This is a genomic window from Lachnospira multipara LB2003 (assembly GCF_000702205.1).
Taxonomy (GTDB): domain Bacteria; phylum Bacillota; class Clostridia; order Lachnospirales; family Lachnospiraceae; genus Lachnospira; species Lachnospira multipara_A.
The window spans coordinates 21,045-41,091 of the sequence record NZ_JNKW01000016.1 but is presented as its reverse complement, the minus strand read 5'-3'; the positions used below and the strand labels follow the sequence as shown (position 1 = coordinate 41,091).

14 protein-coding genes and 1 pseudogene are annotated in these 20,047 nt (G+C 32.8%); 12 read left to right on the top strand and 3 right to left on the bottom strand.

Translation table 11 applies throughout. From position 1 onward, the window contains the following. Window positions 1–244, top strand: a pseudogene (locus T537_RS13010) (group II intron reverse transcriptase/maturase); the annotation flags it as partial. A gap of 269 nt (window positions 245–513) precedes the next feature. Continuing rightward, entirely contained in the window at window positions 514–1,569 is a 1,056-nt protein-coding gene (locus tag T537_RS0109220; protein WP_027437362.1) for a trigger factor, read from the top strand. A gap of 123 nt (window positions 1,570–1,692) precedes the next feature. Here the strand turns inward: T537_RS0109220 and T537_RS0109215 are convergent, their stop codons facing one another. The 3 genes from T537_RS0109215 to nrdG all read right to left on the bottom strand — a co-directional run bounded on the left by T537_RS0109215 (window position 1,693) and on the right by nrdG (window position 3,501). After that, window positions 1,693–2,382 carry an MgtC/SapB family protein gene (locus T537_RS0109215; protein ID WP_031557449.1) on the bottom strand — a complete coding sequence of 230 codons (690 nt, stop codon included), beginning with the start codon at window positions 2,380–2,382 and terminating at the stop codon, window positions 1,693–1,695. A 129-nt stretch (window positions 2,383–2,511) separates the two neighbouring features. Then, complete coding sequence (dut, locus tag T537_RS0109210; RefSeq protein ID WP_031557447.1) at window positions 2,512–2,976, bottom strand: dUTP diphosphatase; 465 nt, start codon at window positions 2,974–2,976, stop codon at window positions 2,512–2,514. Then, a complete protein-coding gene (nrdG, locus tag T537_RS0109205) occupies window positions 2,977–3,501 on the bottom strand; it encodes an anaerobic ribonucleoside-triphosphate reductase activating protein (protein ID WP_027437365.1) in 525 nt (174 codons plus the stop codon). Window positions 3,502–3,745: 244 nt separating this feature from the next. Between nrdG and T537_RS12105 the strand changes: the two genes are divergently transcribed. From T537_RS12105 to T537_RS0109155, 10 genes are all read left to right on the top strand, one after another. Then, on the top strand, window positions 3,746–6,223 hold the full coding sequence (locus T537_RS12105; RefSeq protein ID WP_034244598.1) for a glycoside hydrolase family protein: 2,478 nt from the start codon (window positions 3,746–3,748) through the stop codon (window positions 6,221–6,223). 14 nt (window positions 6,224–6,237) lie between these two features. Beyond that, a complete protein-coding gene (locus tag T537_RS0109195; protein ID WP_031557445.1) occupies window positions 6,238–7,098 on the top strand; it encodes a sugar phosphate isomerase/epimerase family protein in 861 nt (286 codons plus the stop codon). Window positions 7,099–7,213: 115 nt separating this feature from the next. Further along, the gene (locus T537_RS0109190; protein ID WP_051554911.1) at window positions 7,214–9,514 is read left to right on the top strand and encodes a RelA/SpoT family protein; all 2,301 of its coding nucleotides are present in this window, start codon (window positions 7,214–7,216) and stop codon (window positions 9,512–9,514) included. Between the two features lie 22 nt (window positions 9,515–9,536). After that, complete coding sequence (locus tag T537_RS0109185; RefSeq protein ID WP_027437369.1) at window positions 9,537–10,181, top strand: MBL fold metallo-hydrolase; 645 nt, start codon at window positions 9,537–9,539, stop codon at window positions 10,179–10,181. 116 nt (window positions 10,182–10,297) lie between these two features. Beyond that, window positions 10,298–11,752 carry a coproporphyrinogen dehydrogenase HemZ gene (gene hemZ / locus T537_RS0109180; RefSeq protein WP_031557442.1) on the top strand — a complete coding sequence of 485 codons (1,455 nt, stop codon included), beginning with the start codon at window positions 10,298–10,300 and terminating at the stop codon, window positions 11,750–11,752. A gap of 241 nt (window positions 11,753–11,993) precedes the next feature. Continuing rightward, window positions 11,994–14,966 (top strand): insulinase family protein, encoded by a 2,973-nt coding sequence (locus T537_RS0109175; protein WP_051637209.1) that lies wholly within the window; start codon window positions 11,994–11,996, stop codon window positions 14,964–14,966. A 43-nt stretch (window positions 14,967–15,009) separates the two neighbouring features. Beyond that, entirely contained in the window at window positions 15,010–15,975 is a 966-nt protein-coding gene (era, locus tag T537_RS0109170; protein ID WP_051554922.1) for a GTPase Era, read from the top strand. Between the two features lie 122 nt (window positions 15,976–16,097). Next, complete coding sequence (locus tag T537_RS0109165; protein WP_027437373.1) at window positions 16,098–17,486, top strand: glycine--tRNA ligase; 1,389 nt, start codon at window positions 16,098–16,100, stop codon at window positions 17,484–17,486. 80 nt (window positions 17,487–17,566) lie between these two features. Then, window positions 17,567–18,322 (top strand): DNA repair protein RecO, encoded by a 756-nt coding sequence (recO, locus tag T537_RS0109160; RefSeq protein WP_027437374.1) that lies wholly within the window; start codon window positions 17,567–17,569, stop codon window positions 18,320–18,322. 50 nt (window positions 18,323–18,372) lie between these two features. Beyond that, entirely contained in the window at window positions 18,373–20,043 is a 1,671-nt protein-coding gene (locus T537_RS0109155; RefSeq protein WP_027437375.1) for a hypothetical protein, read from the top strand. The last annotated feature ends 4 nt before the right edge of the window (window positions 20,044–20,047 follow it).

Genomic DNA, 20,047 nt, shown 5'->3' with positions numbered 1-20,047 from the left:
ATGGTTAAGGCATAAGATAAGGACAATCTACTGGAAACAATGGAAGAAGGCTAAAACAAAATTCAAGGAACTCAAAAAGTTAGGCGTGGAAGAAGGAAAAGCGTGGATATGCGCAAACATGCGAAATGGCAACTGGTATTGCGGTAGTTATTTTGTATTACAGACTGCGTTTAACAACAAGAAACTCCGTGAACTAGGATACCCAACATTCACAGAGTTTTATTTGAAAATATGTGAAAACTAGAGAAGCGCCGTATACGGAACCGTACGTACGGTGCTGTGGGAGGTCGGTAGATAAAATAATTATCTACCTCCTACCCGATTGTGATAAATATGTGAAAAATATAAATTTTACTTGGATAAACTTTGAATAAATTGTAAATTATGGTATATTAGTAACCGATGCTAACTTCTATATTCTTTAGCTTAGAGCTAGTTTTAAAGAGCGTATGGGATTACAATAGTTAAGCGCAATCTAGTAGTTAGCAAAATTAAGGAAGAGGATAAAGGGTTATGAAAAAGAATATATTAACTAAATGTATTGCAGCTGCATTAATGGCAGTTACTCTTACTACAACTATTACAGCTTGTAATAAGAAGATTGATGTAGATATGGGGTATAAGGCAAGTGATTATGTAACACTTGGAGATTATAAGAATATTGATGTTGAGATAGATAAGACATCTATTGAAAATCAGTGCATTGAAGATGCAATTAAGGAAGATCAGCAGGATAACACAACTTATTCTGATGTGGATAGAGGAGCTGTAAAGACAGACAAGATTTTATTTAATGTTAATGCAACATATGCTGGATTAACAATAGCTGACTTAAGTGCTAATGGACAGACACTTATACTTGGAGTTGATTCATTCCCATTAAAAATTGATGGTGTTGAAGAAATGCTCTACGATATGAAACCTGGAGATACTAATATTAAGATTATTACTTTACCAGAGAGTTATCCTAATACAACATATGCAGGAGCTAACGTTGTATTTGAAGTTACAATGACAGAAGTTGCACAGGCACAGGTTCCAATGGTAACAGATGCTTATGTAAAGCAGTATTATGGCTACGATACAGTGCAGCAGTATAGAGAACATATTAAAGAAGAAGTAACAAATGATGTTAACGAAAAGGTTGATGATGCTAAGAAAGAAGCAGTGCTTACAAAATTAACAGAGATTTGTAGTGTTTCAGATATTCCTCAGTCTTTATATGATGAGAAGACAGAACAGTTTAATACAAGTATTAACTTCTATGCAACACTTATGGGAAAGTCAAATGATGAATATTGCCAAACTAATTTTAATATGACATTTGACGAATATGTTCGTAAGTCATGCGAGCAGAGATTAATTCTTGAAGCTATTATTGAAAGTGAAAATTTAAAGATGACTGAATATAGATATAAAGGTGATCTTGATGATTTCGCTTCAGCTAATGGTTTCTCTAAGGGTTCACTTATGGAAGATAAGTACGGCAAGAATACAATTTGTATTGGCATGCTTGTAGATGAGGCACAGCAGTTAGTTCTTGATAATGCTAAGGTGGAATATAAGTAAGATAGAATATAAGTAAGATTAAGCTTAAGAAAAATCTTAAGTGCAAAATAGAATAAAATGAAATGAAATAAAAGGATTTGCTTTGTTTATTAGGGTGACAAAGTAAATCCTTTTTTGTATATATCAATGTCCTAATTCTTCAATAATTAGGCAGCCATCAAGTTGTCTAATTTCTTCAACTACCGTTGATTTGTTTAAAGGGTCAGTTACCTTTAGACTAAAGACCATGGAGCAAAAACTATCACCATTTTGTTGAATATGGTCAATGTCGTAAAGAGAGTAATTTTTCTTATTTGCATAGTCTATAAGAGAGCGCATAAAAATCTTATGGTCGCATTCTACATAGATATATACATATTTGTTGTATTTAAAATAACTCTTATCTACAAAGGTTAAGAAACGCATAATTATTATTACAGCAATGGAGCATATGATTGCGCCAGTGTAGAAACCAGAACCTATGGCAATGCCAATGGTTGCACAGCACCAAAGACCAGCTGCCGTTGTAAGGCCCTTAATTCGGCTGTTTTTAGTAACAATTATGGTACCTGCACCAAGAAAACCTATGCCACTTACTACTTGGGCTGGTATACGAGATGGGTCAACTCCAGGATAAAGTTTGCTCATATAGAGATTAGTTATACAAGTAAGGGTTGCTCCAAGACAAACAACTACGTAGGTTCTAAAGCCAGCAGGTCGTTGCTTTCTTTCTCGTTCCATACCAATTAAACCAGATGTAATCATAGCAAGTAGAATTCTAAAGCTAATGGATAGTAGGTTTAAATCTGATAATTGCTTTATATTTTCTAACATAAAATCACGCTCCATTATAAAAAAATAAGTGAATGAGTCATAAACTTATTCACTTATTATAATAGTTTTTATGAATTTATTATAGCATAAATATAAACTAAATTCTATTAAATTTTTAATCTTATTGGACTATTTAGTTCCTGTAGAACCAAATCCGCCCTCGCCACGTACTGTGTCTGAGATTTCATCTACTTCTGTAAATGAACCTGTAACATAAGGTGTCATAACGATTTGAGCTACTCTATCACCTTTTTCAACTGTAACTGCATTATTTGAGTGGTTGTGAAGAGCAACCATAATTTCTCCACGGTAGTCAGAATCTATAACACCGACTTTGTTAGCTGGTGCAAGGCCCTTCTTACAAGCCATACCACTTCTTGCATAAATAAGACCAACTAAACCTACAGGGATTTCCATTGCAATACCTGTATGGATAAAACATGTCTCACCTGGATTAATTGTAATATCAGCCTCTTCAGCTGAGTAAAGGTCAGCACCTGCTGCAAATTCTGATCCATATGTTGGAATTGTAGCATTAGGGCTTAATTTCTTAATGCTAATATTAGTAGTTGTTATATTGGCTGCAAATTGCATTTATTGATCCTCCCATAAAATAACTTTATTAGTTGCTAGACTTTTACGAACATCTATAATGCGCTGGTTTGAAGAGCCGCGATATTTTAGCATTAAATCCTTTAAAGAAAGAACAAATTTACCATCAACTAAAACATCAATATAACTTAACATTTCCTTAGTTTCTGGGTATTTTGGTAGCATTTCTCCTAGGATTTGTTTATCAAATAGATATCCTGAAAAACACCAAATTGACTTATTTGGATATTGTTCTTTTATAAGTCTTAAAAGAGGAAGAAGTCCTCTTTGATTAACTAACTCAAATGGTTCACCACCAAGCAGGGTAATGCCTTCTACATATACAGGCTTTAAAGAGTCAAGAATCTCATTCATAACTTCAGGGGTAAATTCATTACCGTAGTTAAAATCCCAAGCTACTTCATTAAAGCAACCTTCACAGTGGTGGGTGCATCCGCTTACGAAAAGTGAAGTACGAACACCAGGACCATTGGCAATATCGTTGTATTTTATTGTTGCATAATTCATGATTAGACCTCCCTTTTAATATTGCGTAACACATCCAATACATTTTAGCAAAATTATAATTTAATTAAAAGGACGGGAAAAATGTTTTTGTGACTATAAGAAAAAAGAAACTGTAAAAAGGACTATAGTAAGCGAAAAAACCACAGCAAAATATATGTAAATTTAGTAGATTATAAGGGTAATTTACATGTATAATAAAGATAAATTATTTTCAAAAATTGACTTATTAGAAAGGGAAAAGTGTATGATAAACGTATTTTTTGAGAAACTCTACAGATATGATAGAAAAAATGAATGCGTTGGGGTGGGTATTCCATTTAAGAAGGGAAGATATTTTAATACTGATGACTTTATTATGGTGCAAAATGGAGAAGTTTTGCCAAGTCAGATCAAGGTAACTTCTAACTATGATGATGGAAGTATAAGATTTGTTTATGTGAGATTTTTGGTGAATTTACCTGGGAATAAGGCAGGGGTTGCTACATTCCTTACAGGAGATGAAACAGCTAGTGACCTTAAAACTTTAAATTTAAGTCCTAAGGCAATGAAAACTATAGAAGGTATTAAGAAGAAGCAGGCTATAGATTTAAGCTTTGATAAGATAGAAATCTATGAAGATCCAAGCAATAATGAGATTAAGGTAAAAAATTCTTCGTTAGAATTTGTGGTTAGTAATAATAGCTCTAGCGTGTTTAAATATCTAAAGGATGGTAATAGAAGCTACACTTGTGATAATTTTGTTGGCCCTAATTTAATTGAAAAAAATGGACAAGAAAAAAGAGAGTATGACTTTAAAATTCATAATTGGAAAATTGTAGAAAAAGGACATGTAGCTACTATTCTTGAAGCTGACGGAAGCCATATAAGTAAGGACAAGAAAATTGATTTTCAAATTAGACTTACAGTCTTTAGTGCTAAGTCATATATGGATTTTTCATATAGAATTATTAATACTAGTCTTGATGAACTTGATATTGAGAGTATTGAATTTTACTTAAAGCCAGAAGTTGATTCAGTCATAAGTAATAGGTTAGTTGATGTAAATGAATTATTACATGAAGGCAGTGGTGGGGATTCCACAGGTTGTGGTGATGGAATCATAGATAATAGTAAGCAAGATGGTCCACTTTTTCATACTAGAGGAATTAATGAATTAGATGCTTTCTTAACTAAGGCACCTGTAAGTAATGTGCGTACAATTTCAGCCACATCTAATTATAAGACTGATTTTTATATTGGAAAAAATGCTTCTGCAACTAATGTTATCGCAGATTCTAAGAAGCTATTAAAGGAAGGCAACGAGCATTTTGCAGAGACTTTATATGGTACATTTTTTGCAGATTATACAGACAGCAAGGGTGGAGTTTGCGTTACTATTTATCAGGCAATGCAAAACTACCCAAAGGCCATTAAGGCTTATGATGGAGGAATTTGCGCTATGCTTGTTCCTAGTGGAATAGAGCATGTAGTTATGCAGCCTGGTATGGCAAGGGAGCAAAGAATGCTTCTTCATTTCCATGATGCTAATTTAAGTATTGCAGAGATTGACAATATAAGCTTAATTTATCAAATGCCTGATTTAGCTGTATTATCCCCTGATGTCTATAGAAAATCAGAGGCTTTTATGGACGTTTTTCCTACAGAGTTAAGTGATGACGTGGAAATTAATTTGATTAATAGATGTGATGCACATGATAGAAACTACGGTATGTTAAACTGGGGAGATTCGGTGGATCAAGGCTATACAAAGCAGGGCAGAGGAAATGGTAGATTGGTATTTAGTAATAATGAGTATGATTATCCTCATGCTTGTGCCCTACAATTTGCAAGAACTGGAACTAGAAGATTTTATGATTATATGACTAATCATGTTAGTCATTGGATGGATGTGGATGTGTGCCATTATAGTAATGATCCATTAAGAATTGGTGGAACGTGGGAACATACAGCAGGACATATTGTAAATGGAACAATGGTTTGTTCCCATGAATGGGTTGAAGGTTTAATTGATTATTATCATTTTACAGGGGATGAAAGAGGTCTAACTACAGCCCTAGGTATTGGAGAAAATATTCTTAAATTATTAGATACACCTATGTATGCCATTCCTGGGGAAGCTAATGCAAGGGAAACAGGATGGGCTCTTAGAGCATTGGTTGCATTATATGTTGAAACAAATGATAAGAAGTGGCTATCTAAGTGTGATTGGATTTTAGATAGTTTCTTTACTTGGGAAAAACAATATGGCCATTGGTTAGCTCCATATACAGATAATACCTTAATTAGAGTTGGATTTATGATTTCTGTAGCCATTGGCAGTGTTATGCGATATTATAGAGTGTTTAAAAGAGACGATATTAAGGATATGATACTTCGCGCAGTAGACGATTTAATTGAAAATTGTTTATTAGACAATGGTTTGTTTTATTATAAGGAATTGCCAAGTTTAGCTAGAAATGGCAATAATACACTACTTTTAGAGTCTCTAGCTATTGCATTTGAACTTACAGGTGATATAAAATATTTATATCCGGGATTTAAAACTTTTAAGAAAAAAATTACAGAGTCGGTAAGTGCCGGAGTATCAAGTAAAACTGTATTTGAGGATGCCGTATGCGTTGCGGGAAATTCTACCAAGGATTTTGCCCAAAGCTTTATACCGCTTATAACTTATTATAGTGCACTAACTAAGGCAGGAATCAAATATGAGGATATAAGATAAAGATGGAGGACAAAATGAGAATTGGTATTAGAGCACATGATGTAGCATATGCACCAATTAATGAATTAATCCCAAACATTCACAAACAGGGATTTCATTGCATGCATATAGCACTTGGTAAGTCAATTAAGGAATTTAGCACTGGAGTTGAGGTAATGACACCGGGACTTGCTATGTATATAAAGGAATTATGCGCAGAGAATAAGGTAGATGTAGCTGTACTTGGATGCTATTTGAATTTATGCAATCCTAATCCAGTTAAGCATGCTGAAATTGTTGAAAAATATAAGGCACATATTAGATTTGCAAGCATTCTCGGCTGTGGTGTTGTGGGAACAGAAACAGGTGCTGTTAATGAAGAATATAAGTATGAAGAGGCTAATCACTCAGAAGAGGCCCTAGAGTGCTTTATTAAGAATTTAAGACCAATTGTAAAGTATGCTGAAAGCTTTGGTGTAATTATTGCAATTGAGCCTGTATGGAAGCATATTGTTAATACAGTTGAGAGAGCAAGAAAGGTACTTGATGCCATTGACTCTCCAAATTTACAGATTATTCTTGATCCAGTTAACCTTTTATATCCAGGAAATATTAAGGATCAAGACGAAATAATTACAAAAGCTTTTGAACTTTTAGGAAAAGACATTGCAGTTATTCATTGCAAAGACTTTATTGATGAAGGTAAGGAAGTAGACTTAAAGAGCGTGGCAGCAGGAACAGGCGGAAGTGATGGTAAGGGTGGATTAAACTATCTATTATTATTAAAGCTTATAAAGGAGCATAAACCATACATTCACTGTACACTTGAGAATACTGTACCTGAAAATGCAGTAGCTACTAGAGAGTTTATGGAAAAATTATACGAGTCGTTATAGATAAGAGTAGAGTGCGTCAAATAATAATTTGGCGCACTAATTTTATAGTGACATTTTTTGTTTAAATGATATAATGTTATATTATATAGATTTTAAAAAGATGAGGAGAAAAAGTATGCCTGATAAGATTATAATAGGACAATCAAATAACATAAAAACTAATCAGGTGGAGAAGACGACGGCAACGCCGGCTGATTTTACTCCTCCCGAAGAGTTATATAAAGAATTGATAAATAAGATTAATGCTTATCATCCATCAACAGATTTATCTGATATTGAAAAAGCATATAAAGTAGCCTATGAAGCGCATAAAGACCAGAAGAGAAAATCTGGAGAACCTTATATTATACATCCTATTTGCGTAGCTATTATCTTAGCAGAATTAGAACTTGATAAGGAAACAATTATTGCAGGTTTATTACACGATGTTGTAGAAGATACAGTTCTTACAAGTGAGGATGTAACAAGGGAATTTGGAGCTGAAGTAGCTCTGTTAGTTGACGGTGTTACTAAATTAACTCAGTTAAATTATGAGCATGATAAGATAGAAATTCAGGCAGAGAATTTAAGAAAGATGTTCCTTGCCATGGCTAAGGATATTAGGGTTATCTTAATTAAACTAGCCGATAGACTTCACAATATGCGTACAATGCAGTATCAAAAGCCTAATAAGCAGATTGAAAAATCAAGAGAGACAATGGAGATTTATTCGCCTATTGCCCATAGATTAGGTATTAGCAAGATAAAAGTTGAACTTGATGATTTAGCAATGAAATATCTTATGCCAGAAGAATATAATAAGCTTGTGGAAGAGGTTAATGCTAATAGACCTGGTAGAGAAGCTTTTATTAAGAGCATTATTAGTGAAGTTGGAATGCATATTAAGAATGCAGATATTGAAGCTGAAATAGATGGTAGAGTTAAACATTTCTTCTCTATTTACCGTAAAATGGTAAGTCAGAATAAAACTCTTGATCAAATATATGATATTTTCGCAGTTAGAATTAAAGTTAATTCTGTAAAAGATTGCTATGCAGCACTTGGAGTAATCCATGAAATGTATAAGCCAATTCCTGGTAGATTTAAGGATTATATTGCTATGCCCAAGCCTAATAACTATCAATCATTACATACAACACTTATTGCTTCTAATGGACAGCCTTTTGAAATTCAGATTAGAACATATGAAATGCATAGAATAGCTGAATACGGTATTGCTGCACATTGGAAATATAAGGAAGGTAAGACTGGTAGAAAGGATAGTCAATCAGAAGAGGCTAAGCTTAGTTGGTTAAGACAAATCCTAGAATGGCAGCGTGATATGTCAGATAATAAGGAATTCTTATCATCAATTAAGAGTGATTTAGACCTTTTCTCTGATTCAGTTTATGCCTTTACACCATCAGGAGATGTAAAGAACTTACCAGCTGGTTCTTGTCCTATCGATTTTGCTTATAGCATACATTCAGCTGTAGGTAATAGAATGGTAGGGGCTAGAGTTAATGGCAAATTAGTTAATATTGATTACAAGATTCAAAGTGGTGATAGAATTGAGATTATAACATCACAAAATTCCAAGGGCCCAAGTAGAGACTGGTTATCAATTGTTAAGTCAACACAGGCTAAGAATAAGATTAATCAGTGGTTTAACCAGGAATTAAAGGAAGAGAATATAGTTCGTGGTAAGGAGCTTATTCAAGCTTATATTAAGGCTAAGGGTTATAAGCAGGAAGAACTAATAAAGCCTGAATTAATAGAAAAAGCACTTAAAAAATATGGCTTTAAAAACTGGGAGTCAATGCTTGCTACAGTTGGTCATGGAGGCTTAAAAGAAGGTCAGGTAGTTAATAAATTATATGATGAATATTTAAAGAGCAAGAAAGATGATATTACAGATGAGTCTGTACTTGAAGAATTACTTGCTAATGATCCTAAGGCAAAACTTAAAAAGACATCAGGTAAGACAGGTATTGTGGTTAAGGGAACACATGATGTTGCAGTAAGATTTTCTAAGTGTTGTAATCCAGTGCCTAACGATGAAATTGTAGGTTTTGTTACAAGAGGTAGGGGTATTTCTATTCATAGAACAGACTGTATTAACATTCTTAATTTCCCTGCAAGCGAAAGAGCTAGACTTATAGAAGCTGAATGGGAAAGCAGTGGAAATGCCAATGAAAAATATAGTACAGACATTAATATTTATGCTAATAATAGAAATGGCCTTATTGTTGATATCTCTAAGATTTTTACAGAGGCTAATATAGGTATGAATAGCTTAAATTGTCGTATTAATAAAAAGGGTGTTGCTACAATTAATATTGGATTTACTGTACATACTAAGGATGAGCTCAATAGACTTATTGACAAATTACAGAAAGTAGAGTCAGTTACTGACATAGAAAGAACAACAGGTTAATAGAGAGGATGTGTGGGTAGTTATGAGTACGCTAAATTACGGAGTATTAGGACCTATAAGTACAAATTGTTATATGCTATCAAATGATGAAAGCAATGAATGTATTATTATTGATCCAGCAGATAGACCAGATAGAATAATACAGATGCTTGATAATAAGGGGCTTAAACCTAAGGCTATTTTATTAACACATGGCCATTTTGATCATATTGGTGCTGTTGTGCAATTAAAGAATAAATATAATATTAAGGTGTATTTATCTAGGGAAGAAAAGGATTTAATAAATTCTGCCAATGATAATCTTTCAGCTGATTATGGTATTGATTTAACTAAGGATTATACAGGAGATTTTCCAGTGGATGTATATCTAGAAGATGGAGATAAATTTACTGAGGCTGGATTTGAAATTCTAGCACTATTTACACCAGGACACACAAAGGGCGGAATGTGTTTTTATATTGAGTCAGAGGAATTGGTATTTACAGGAGATACACTTTTCTTTGAATCAATTGGAAGAACTGATTTCCCAACAGGAAGCCTAGGAATATTAGTTAACTCAGTTAAGGAAAAACTTTTTGCATTACCTGATGAAACAAGATGTTATCCAGGACATGGTCAGGAAACAACCATAATGCATGAGAAAATATATAATCCATTTCTTAGTTAGAAGCTTTTATAAAGTGAAGTAGATATATTATTTTTTTTATAGTACAATGAAATCTGTTTGTCATATGACAGACAGATTTTATTTTGCTTTTAAGCTATAAATTGAAAGGAAATAACATGATTTATATAAATATAGATGATGATGCATTTTATGATGATGCAGTAACAATAGTGCGTTCTTTTTATCCTAGGGTAGATGTAAAGCCTGCAAGACCGATTTCTGGTACTTCAGATATTAATAATCCTGCCACATTTAATCCTATTAAAGAAGTAACAGTGACTTTAAATGAAGGAGATAGACTTATTGAAATTGAGGCTCCAGATGTAACAGGACTTTCTAAAGCAGATGCTCATGAAAAATTCAAGGTTAAATTATATAAGCAGCTTGAACAAAAGGAAGGCCGTGGACTTCCTTGGGGTAATATGACAGGGGTTCGCCCAAGTAAAATAGCCTATCAGATGATAGTAGATGGCAAAAGTGAAGAAGAAATCATTAGATTTTTTACAAAGGAGCATTTCACGACTTTAGAAAAGGCCAGATTAGCTATAGATGTGGCTAAGAAGGAAATATCTCTTGTTTCAAAGATTGATGTAAAAAATGGATATAGCTTATATATAGGCATACCATTTTGTCCAAGTATTTGTCTTTATTGTTCATTCTCTGCCTACGCTTATAAGGCATATGAAGACAGGGTGGAGCAGTATGTTGATGCACTAATCAAGGAAATTAGTGAGGTTTCTAAGATGATGGATGGAAAGCGCCTTGATACAGTTTATTTTGGCGGAGGAACACCTACAACTCTTACTCCAGACCAGTTAGATAGAATACTTACATGCTTAGAGGAAAAATTCGACTTAGAAAATGCAATAGAATTAACTGTGGAAGCAGGTAGACCAGATAGCATTACAAGGGAAAAATTACAGGTCTTAAAGAATCACAATGTGGAACGTATATCTATAAATCCACAGACTATGAATCAGGAAACCCTTGATTTAATTGGTAGAAAGCATAGTGTAGAAGATATTAAGAAAGCATATGAACTAGCTAGTGAAATGGGCTTTGATAATATAAATATGGACATTATTCTTGGACTTCCAGGAGAGGGTCCGGATGAGGTAGCTAATACAGTTAATACAATAAAGGATATGAAGCCTGCATCCCTTACAGTACATTCCCTTGCAATTAAGAGATCTAGTAGACTTAACATCTATAGAGATAGGTATAAGAATCTTGATTTTAAGAATACTGAAAGCATTATTAAGATGACAGAAGAGTGCGCTAAGGACTTAAAGGTGGAGCCATATTATATGTATAGACAAAAGAATATGGCAGGTAATTTCGAAAATGTAGGATATGCAATTCCAGGAAAAGAATGTATCTATAATATTCTTATTATGGAGGAAGTTCAGTCTATAATTGCTTGCGGAGCTGGTGCAAGTACTAAGATTGTAAGAACCAATGAAAAAGATGGCTCAAGTATTATTACAAGAGTGGAGAATGTAAAAAACGTTGATGAGTATATTAATCGAATAGATGAAATGATAGAAAGAAAAAGAAAAGAACTTAAGTAACTTGCAAGAAAAAGTTATTGATGATACAATTTGTATAGTGTTAATAAGTCTTTTTTTATAAAAGACTCTTGGTCGGTTAGTTTAATAAAACTTTAATGAATTATGCTAGTTTAGTAAGTTTACAACAGGTCTTGTGTTATGTTAGAATAGGCATTTGCAAGATCTGTTTTTTCTTGCTACAAATTTTAAAAGTAATAGAAAATGTAATTTTATTAAAATAAAATAGAAAAGAGGACGCGCTATGGAATTAGGAAAACTATATGATAGTCTAAAAGACTTTAGCAGAAGCGATTATGAAACTATAAGCGTGGAGCGATTAGATGATTTAAATTCTGTGGGATTATTATTAAAGCACAAGAAAAGTGGCGCAAGAATATGTCTTGTATCTAATGATGATAATAATAAGGTTTTTTCAATTGGATTTAAGACTCCACCCACTAATGATACAGGAACACAGCATATTATAGAGCATTCAACACTTTGTGGTTCAAGAAAGTATCCAGTAAAGGATCCTTTTGTTGAATTAGTAAAGGGCTCTCTTAATACATTCCTTAATGCTATGACATATCCAGATAAGACAGTTTATCCAATAGCTAGTTGCAATGACGTGGATTTTAAGAATTTAACAGACGTTTATATGGATGCGGTTTTCTATCCTAATATTTACAAGGAAAGAAAGATTTTTGAGCAGGAAGGTTGGCATTATGAATTAGAAAGTAAGGATGCAGACCTTAAATTTAATGGTGTTGTATTTAATGAAATGAAGGGTGCTTTCTCATCTGCTGATGACTTACTTACTAGATATACATTTAGTTTTTTATTCCCTGATAATAACTATAAGAATGAGTCAGGTGGAGATCCAGAAATTATCCCTGATTTAACATACGAGGATTTTTTAAAGTATCATAAGGAATACTATCACCCAGTAAATAGCTTTATTTATATTTATGGTGATTTTGATATTAATGAAAGACTTGATTATTTATCTAAGGAATACCTTGATAACTTCGATAAAAATGACGTTTCAATTGATTCTAATATTGCACTTCAAAAGCCTTTTGCTAAGCCTGTTGAAGCTGTAAAGGAATATGCAATAGCAGATGATGAATCAGAAGAGAATAATACTTATTTTTCATATAACACAGTAGTGGGAACAAGCACAGATGCTAAGCTTTATCTTGCTATGGATATTCTAGATTATGCCCTAGTGCTATCTCCTGGTGCACCACTTAAGCAGGCATTAATTGATGCTGGAATCGGTACAGATGTTTATTCTGATTATGAATCTTCAGTATATCAGCCAATTTATTCAATTGTGGCTAAGAACGCAGATAAGAGTCAGAAAGAAGAATTCGTAAAGGTTATTGAGGATACATTAGTTAAATTAAGAGATGAGGGCATAAATAAGAGATTATTACTTGCTGCAATTAATTACTACGAATTTAAGTATAGAGAATCAGATTATGGCCCATTCCCTAAGGGACTTATGAACTATCTTAACATGATGGATAGCTGGTTATATGATGAAACAAAGCCATTTATTCATGTTAAGGAAGGTGCTATTTTTAAGGAATTAAGAGAAGATATAGATAAGGGATATTTTGAGAAGATGATAGATAAGTATCTATTAAAGAATACTCATAAGCTTATTCTTACACTTAATCCAAAGAAGGGTCTAGATGAAGAAAGAAGAAAAAAGGAAGAAGCTAGACTAGCTAAATATAAGGCAACTCTTACAGATGAACAGTTAGAAGAATTAGTTATTAAGACTCGTGAATTAAAGGAATACCAAGATACACCTTCAAGCCAGAAAGATCTTGAATCGATTCCTATGCTTAAGCTTAGCGATATAAAGAAAGACCCAGAACCTCTTTATATTGATGAGAGAAAGGTTAAAGATGTAGATGTTGTGTTTAGTGATTTATTTACTAATAAGATTGCATATACACTTCTTTCATTTAGCTGTAAGAAGGTTCCAGATGAGTATATTCCATATGTTGGATTACTTTCATCAGTTATGGGAGCTATGGATACTGAGAATTTTTCTTATCAGGAATTAACTAATGAAATTAATATTAATAGTGGTGGAATCAGCACAGAAAGCGCTATTTACACTGATAACAAAAATCTTGGTGAATTTACAATTCGCTATGAATTAAAGGGCAAGTCATTATATGATAAATTAGATTTTATTTTTGATATGTATAAAGAAATTGTATTTACAACAAAATATAATGACTATAAGAGATTAAAGGAAATCATTGCTAGAATTAAGTCACGTATGGAAGGAACTATGGTAAGTGCCGGAAATACCCTTGCTGTAATGAATACCTTGGCTCAGTTCTCACAAAGCTCATATTATTCTAATATCATGAAGGGATATGAGTATTATAGATTTATTGAAAATATCTATGAGAACTTTGATGAATTAAAGGAAACTGTGGCAACAAAGCTTAATGACTTAATTGGCTTTATCTTTAATAGAGATAATTTAAAGGTAAGCTTTACAGCTGATAAGGAAGGATATGAGCTTTTTAATAAGGCTTTTGAAAAATTCCTTGAGAGCTTACCTAATAATGACTTTGAAAAAGCTAAGAGATTACATGTTCCTACAAAGTCAAAGACTGGATTTACATCATCATCACAGGTTCAGTATGTGGCAATGTGTGGAAATTATGTTAAGGAAGGCTTTAATTATACAGGAGCCCTAAAGGTATTAAAGGTAATTTTCTCTTATGACTATTTATGGATTAATGTAAGAGTAAAGGGCGGTGCATATGGCTGTAATTCAAGCTTCTTTAGAAACGGCGATATGTATATGTCTAGTTATAGAGACCCTAACCTTAAGGGAACAATTGATATTTTCAAAAAAGCATATGAATATGTAGAAAATTTTGATGTTTCTGATAGAGATATGTTAAAATACATAATTGGAACTATAGGTGATTTAGATACACCACTTAATAGTAAGGCTAAGGGTGTAAGATCATTTAGTGCTTATCTTAGTCACGCAGACTATGAGACATTTGCTAAAGAAAGAAGAGAAATCTTAAATTGTGATGTTAATGCTATTAGAGCATTGGCACCAATTGTAAAATTATCAATTGGACAGGATTATTTAAGTGTTGTTGGTAATCAGCAGGTAATCCAGGACAATAAAGATATTTTTGATGAGATTAAACCTCTTATCATTAGTGCCACTAAGGATAAGTAGATTATATTAAGAATGAAAGGATATTATAATGAATTTAGATGAAATGCTAGCAGCTAGTGGTATTACAGGCGGTAATTCACAGGCTAACGATAAAAACCTTAAGTCAGGTTTTGTAACATTTATTGGAAGACCTAATGTAGGAAAATCAACACTTATGAATAATATTATAGGTCAAAAGATTGCTATTACTTCTAATAAACCACAGACAACAAGAAATAGAATACAGACTGTTTATACAGATGAAAGAGGTCAGATAGTTTTTGTTGATACTCCAGGTATTCATAAGGCTAAGAATAAGCTTGGAGAATATATGGTTAATGCAGCAGAAAGAACTATTAAGGATGTGGATGTAATCTGTTATCTTGTAGAACCTAAGGCTTTTATAGGTGAAGCAGAATCTAAGATAATAGAAAGACTTAAAAATTGTAAAAAGCCAATCATTCTTATTATCAATAAGGTTGATATGATTAAGAAAGAAGAAGTTCTTCCTGTAATTGATATGTATAGAAAAGAACTTGAATTTGATGAGATTATTCCTATTTCAGCAAGAAATGGTGATAATGTGGAGGAATTAAAGAATACAATTTTTGATTATCTTCCATATGGTCCAATGTATTACGATGAGGATACAGTTACAGACCAGCCAATGAAGCAGATTATTGCTGAACTTATTAGAGAAAAGGCTCTTTATTGCTTAGAGGATGAAATTCCTCATGGTATTGCTGTTGAAATCAACCTTTATAAGGAAAGAGAAACAACACACAAAAAACCAATTGTCGATATTGATGCAACAATTATATGCGAGAAGAATTCTCACAAAGGTATCATAATTGGTAAGGGCGGAAGCATGTTAAAAAGAATTGGAACAGATGCCCGTTACGAAATTGAAAAACAATTAGATACTAAGGTTAATTTAAAACTATGGGTTAAGGTTAAGAAGGAATGGAGAGATAGCGACATTCTAATTAAGAATTTTGGCTATGATAAAAAGGATTTAGCAGATAATTAATAATTGCATAATCTTAAAGAATGTTATAAACTAAAAAAGCTAGCTTTGTGTTACAAAGCTAGCTTTATAAGCGAATAAGTCTAAATTTAAGTTTAGAACAATAATAAAAAAGGAGTTTCATTATGGAAAAGACAATGGAGAAGATCGTTGCCTTAGCTAAGGCAAGAGGCTTTGTATATCCAGGTTCAGAAATCTATGGCGGTCTTGCTAATACTTGGGATTATGGTAACTTAGGTGTTGAACTTAAGAACAACGTAAAGAGAGCTTGGTGGCAGAAATTTATTCAGGAGAATCCTTATAACGTTGGTGTTGACTGTGCTATTTTAATGAATCCACAGACATGGGTAGCATCAGGTCATTTAGGCGGTTTCTCAGATCCTTTAATGGATTGTAAGGAATGTCATGAAAGATTTAGAGCTGATAAGATTATTGAAGACTGGGCAGCAGACAATAATTTTGAACTTGAGTCATCAGTAGATGGTTGGTCTCAGGAATATATGAAGAACTTTATTGATGAGCATGAAATTAATTGTCCTTCTTGTGGAAAGCATAACTTCACAGAAATCAGACAGTTTAACCTTATGTTTAAGACATTCCAGGGTGTTACAGAAGATGCTAAGAATACAGTTTACCTTCGTCCAGAAACAGCTCAGGGTATTTTTGTTAACTTTAAGAATGTTCAGAGAACATCAAGAAAGAAGATTCCATTTGGTATTGGACAGGTTGGTAAGTCATTCCGTAATGAAATTACACCTGGAAACTTCACATTTAGAACAAGAGAATTTGAACAGATGGAATTAGAATTCTTTTGTAAACCAGGTACTGACCTTGAATGGTTCCAGTATTGGAGAGGATTCTGCCGTGATTGGTTACTTTCTCTTGGTATTAAAGAAGAAGAAATGAGACTTAGAGATCATGATCCAGAAGAATTAGCATTCTATTCTAAGGGTACAACAGATATCGAATTCTTATTCCCATTTGGTTGGGGCGAACTTTGGGGTATCGCAGATAGAACTGATTATGATCTTACACAGCATCAGAACACATCAGGTGAAGATATGTCTTACTTTGATGATGAAGCTAAGGAAAAATATGTACCATATGTTATTGAACCATCACTTGGTGCAGATAGAGTTACACTTGCTTTCCTTTGCGCAGCTTATGATGAAGAAGAATTAGAAGGCGGAGATGTAAGAACTGTACTTCACTTCCATCCAGCTCTTGCTCCAGTTAAGATTGGTATCTTACCACTTTCTAAGAAGCTTAATGAAGGTGCAGAAAAGGTTTATGCAGAACTTTCTAAGTACTATAACTGTGAATTTGATGACAGAGGTAATATTGGTAAGAGATATAGAAGATTAGATGAAATCGGAACTCCATTCTGTATTACTTATGACTTTGAATCAGAGACAGATGGTTGCGTAACTGTTCGTGATAGAGATACAATGGAACAGGAAAGAATTGCAATTGCTGATCTTAAGACATATTTTGAAGATAAATTTAGATTCTAATTAAGAATTAGAATTAGTATAGTAGAGGGCTGTTGCTAATTGTGGCAACAGCCCTTTGAATTTAAGTTTAGGAGAGGGTTATGGCAGACGTAATTAATGTTACTGGTATTATTCTATCAAGTATGCCAGTAGGGGAATCTGACAGAAGAATAGTTATTTTAAGCAAAGAACTGGGTAAAATCAGTGCTTTTGCTAAGGGAGCAAGACGTGTAAACAGTCCCCTAATAGGTCTTACTAGACCCTTTATTTTTGGGACTTTTGAAGTTTATAGGGGAAGAGATTCCTATTCAGTATATAAGATTAGTGCCAAGGAATATTTTGAAGAATTGGTAAATGATTTTGATGCTGTATGCTATGGCTATTATTTTGCTGAAATAGCGGATTATTATTCTAAGGAGAACCTTGATGGTAAAGATATTATTAATCTCTTATATGTGACTTTAAAGGCCCTTATAAGAAAGAAGATACCAAGTGTTTTAATTAGATATATATATGAGCTTAAAATGATAGCAATTAATGGTGAATGTCCAGATTTTTTTACATGCAGAAAGTGTAAGAAGGAAACTAATTTAGAGTATTTTTCACTAAGTCATAATGGATTATACTGTAGTGATTGCATGCAGGAAGCAAGGGATAAGATATATCTTAATAAAGATGCAGTTTATACCCTACAATATATAGTCACAAGTCCCCTAAACAAGCTATATAGCTTTACTTTAAACAATGAGACTTTTATTTATTTAAAGCAGGTGGTTAATAGACTTGAAAGTCAGTGTTTTGATAAGAATTTCAAGTCTAAGGAAATGTTATTTGAAGAAAACACTTTAAATAATTAGTATAATAATGTAAAATAATAGACAAGAAAGAGAAGAGTTGAGGTGAGACTATGCTTTGTCCAAAATGCGGCAAGGAATATGAGGGAGCGCAGTGCCCAAATTGTGATGGTCCTGTTATTTTGGTTAATAATTCTGATTATTTAGCTAGAAAAAAGGCCTACGAAGAAGGGCGCTTAAGACAAACTGATATACCAACTAGTAGTAGACAAGATAATAAAGGTAAAGAAAATGAAGACAAAGAATTTGATGTTCTTGGAGCAATAGATGGATTTGTTGGCAAAATTAGAGCCAATTCTAAAACCGCAAAGTCTAATAGTAAGAATAAGAAATCCAATAAAAATACAGAGGAAAATAATAAAAGAAAAGAGAATAATTTAGCTGTTACATTTAGAAAAAGAGCTAGCAGATATAATTTTAGACGATTAATATTTTTTGCTTGCCTTCTAGTAATAATTGTAGCTGTTGCTATTTTAGGCTTTGTATTATTTACAAGAAAGAATTATGAACTTTTCTTTAGTTACAATGACAAGATATATAATGTTACTAACTTAGAATCTAAGTATGTTTGTGAGGAATCAGATGCAATTTTTGCAAAGGATGACAAAACATTTTATAGCATGGATGGCATTGAATTAAATGGACAAAATATTCAGAAATTATCAAGTAATAATGGCGAATATATGGGCTTTGTAAACTATGATGAAGAATCACAAGATTATTCTATAGATCTTTACTTAGATGGAGAATTACAAACAGTTGTAACTAGTGATAAATCAAAGGAAATTGTATGTTTACTAGATAGCGGTGTAATGGTTTATACAGAAACAGTTGTGCTAAATGAAGAAGGCGGAATGGGTGAGAAGACCTTAAATCTAGCCTATATTCATGATGGTAAAATAACCACATCTTTACTTAGTGAGGACGTTAACAAATATTTTGTATATACAAGCCAAAACCTAGTTATATTTGTAAATAACGATGGAGAGATGAGTGAATATAATTATAAGACTAGAAAGGTCACATCTCTTGGAATTAATGTTACTAATATAATTGCTATGAGTTCAGACTATAATAATTGCTATACATATAGCGCTGATTTAGTTAACGAATGGGATAAGTGTGACAGCTTTGTTTACACTGTTGGCTTTATTTATTACAGATATGATTTAAAAACTAAAAAAGCCATACAGCTAATGAAATCAACAGATTCTAATATGGAATTTGTTTATGATGCAACAAATAATTATGTATATGCCCTAAATACTAACACGGTGTATTGTGCTAGTATTTCTAATGGAAGCGTATCAAATTTTGAAAATCTTTGTGATATAAAAACAGGAAGAAATAGTATTTTCCTAAATAATTCAAAAGAATTGTTAGTTATTAATACAAGTAATGAATTGGTTCTTATTAAAAAGGGCGAGACAAAGGTGTTAGATAGTGGAGTTCTTGATGGAAGCTTAAGTCTAGTTGGCAATACGACAAGGTCGGTTTCTTACATAAAGGACAATGGAATATATTACCTAAATCTGGCTAATAATAAAGCAATAAAGGTATATGAAGGTAATGATTTAAGCACTAACACAGGAATGGTAAAATATAAGAATAGCCTATATTTTTATGGAAGCAATAATACTTTATTTACTACAACAATGAAGGGTAGCGGCCTTAATAATATAGGAGATATAAAGAAATTTTGGCTAGGAACTAAATTGAAATAAGGAA

Coding starts and splice junctions, on each gene's coding strand:
- era (WP_051554922.1), top strand. CDS start 15,010: ATGCTAGCAGCTAGTGGTATTACAGGCGGTAATTCACAGGCTAACGAT.
- T537_RS0109220 (WP_027437362.1), top strand. CDS start 514: ATGAAAAAGAATATATTAACTAAATGTATTGCAGCTGCATTAATGGCA.
- T537_RS0109175 (WP_051637209.1), top strand. CDS start 11,994: ATGGAATTAGGAAAACTATATGATAGTCTAAAAGACTTTAGCAGAAGC.
- T537_RS0109195 (WP_031557445.1), top strand. CDS start 6,238: ATGAGAATTGGTATTAGAGCACATGATGTAGCATATGCACCAATTAAT.
- dut (WP_031557447.1), bottom strand. CDS start 2,976: ATGCAATTTGCAGCCAATATAACAACTACTAATATTAGCATTAAGAAA.
- T537_RS0109215 (WP_031557449.1), bottom strand. CDS start 2,382: ATGTTAGAAAATATAAAGCAATTATCAGATTTAAACCTACTATCCATT.
- recO (WP_027437374.1), top strand. CDS start 17,567: ATGGCAGACGTAATTAATGTTACTGGTATTATTCTATCAAGTATGCCA.
- hemZ (WP_031557442.1), top strand. CDS start 10,298: ATGATTTATATAAATATAGATGATGATGCATTTTATGATGATGCAGTA.
- T537_RS0109165 (WP_027437373.1), top strand. CDS start 16,098: ATGGAAAAGACAATGGAGAAGATCGTTGCCTTAGCTAAGGCAAGAGGC.
- T537_RS0109155 (WP_027437375.1), top strand. CDS start 18,373: ATGCTTTGTCCAAAATGCGGCAAGGAATATGAGGGAGCGCAGTGCCCA.
- T537_RS0109185 (WP_027437369.1), top strand. CDS start 9,537: ATGAGTACGCTAAATTACGGAGTATTAGGACCTATAAGTACAAATTGT.
- nrdG (WP_027437365.1), bottom strand. CDS start 3,501: ATGAATTATGCAACAATAAAATACAACGATATTGCCAATGGTCCTGGT.
- T537_RS12105 (WP_034244598.1), top strand. CDS start 3,746: ATGATAAACGTATTTTTTGAGAAACTCTACAGATATGATAGAAAAAAT.
- T537_RS0109190 (WP_051554911.1), top strand. CDS start 7,214: ATGCCTGATAAGATTATAATAGGACAATCAAATAACATAAAAACTAAT.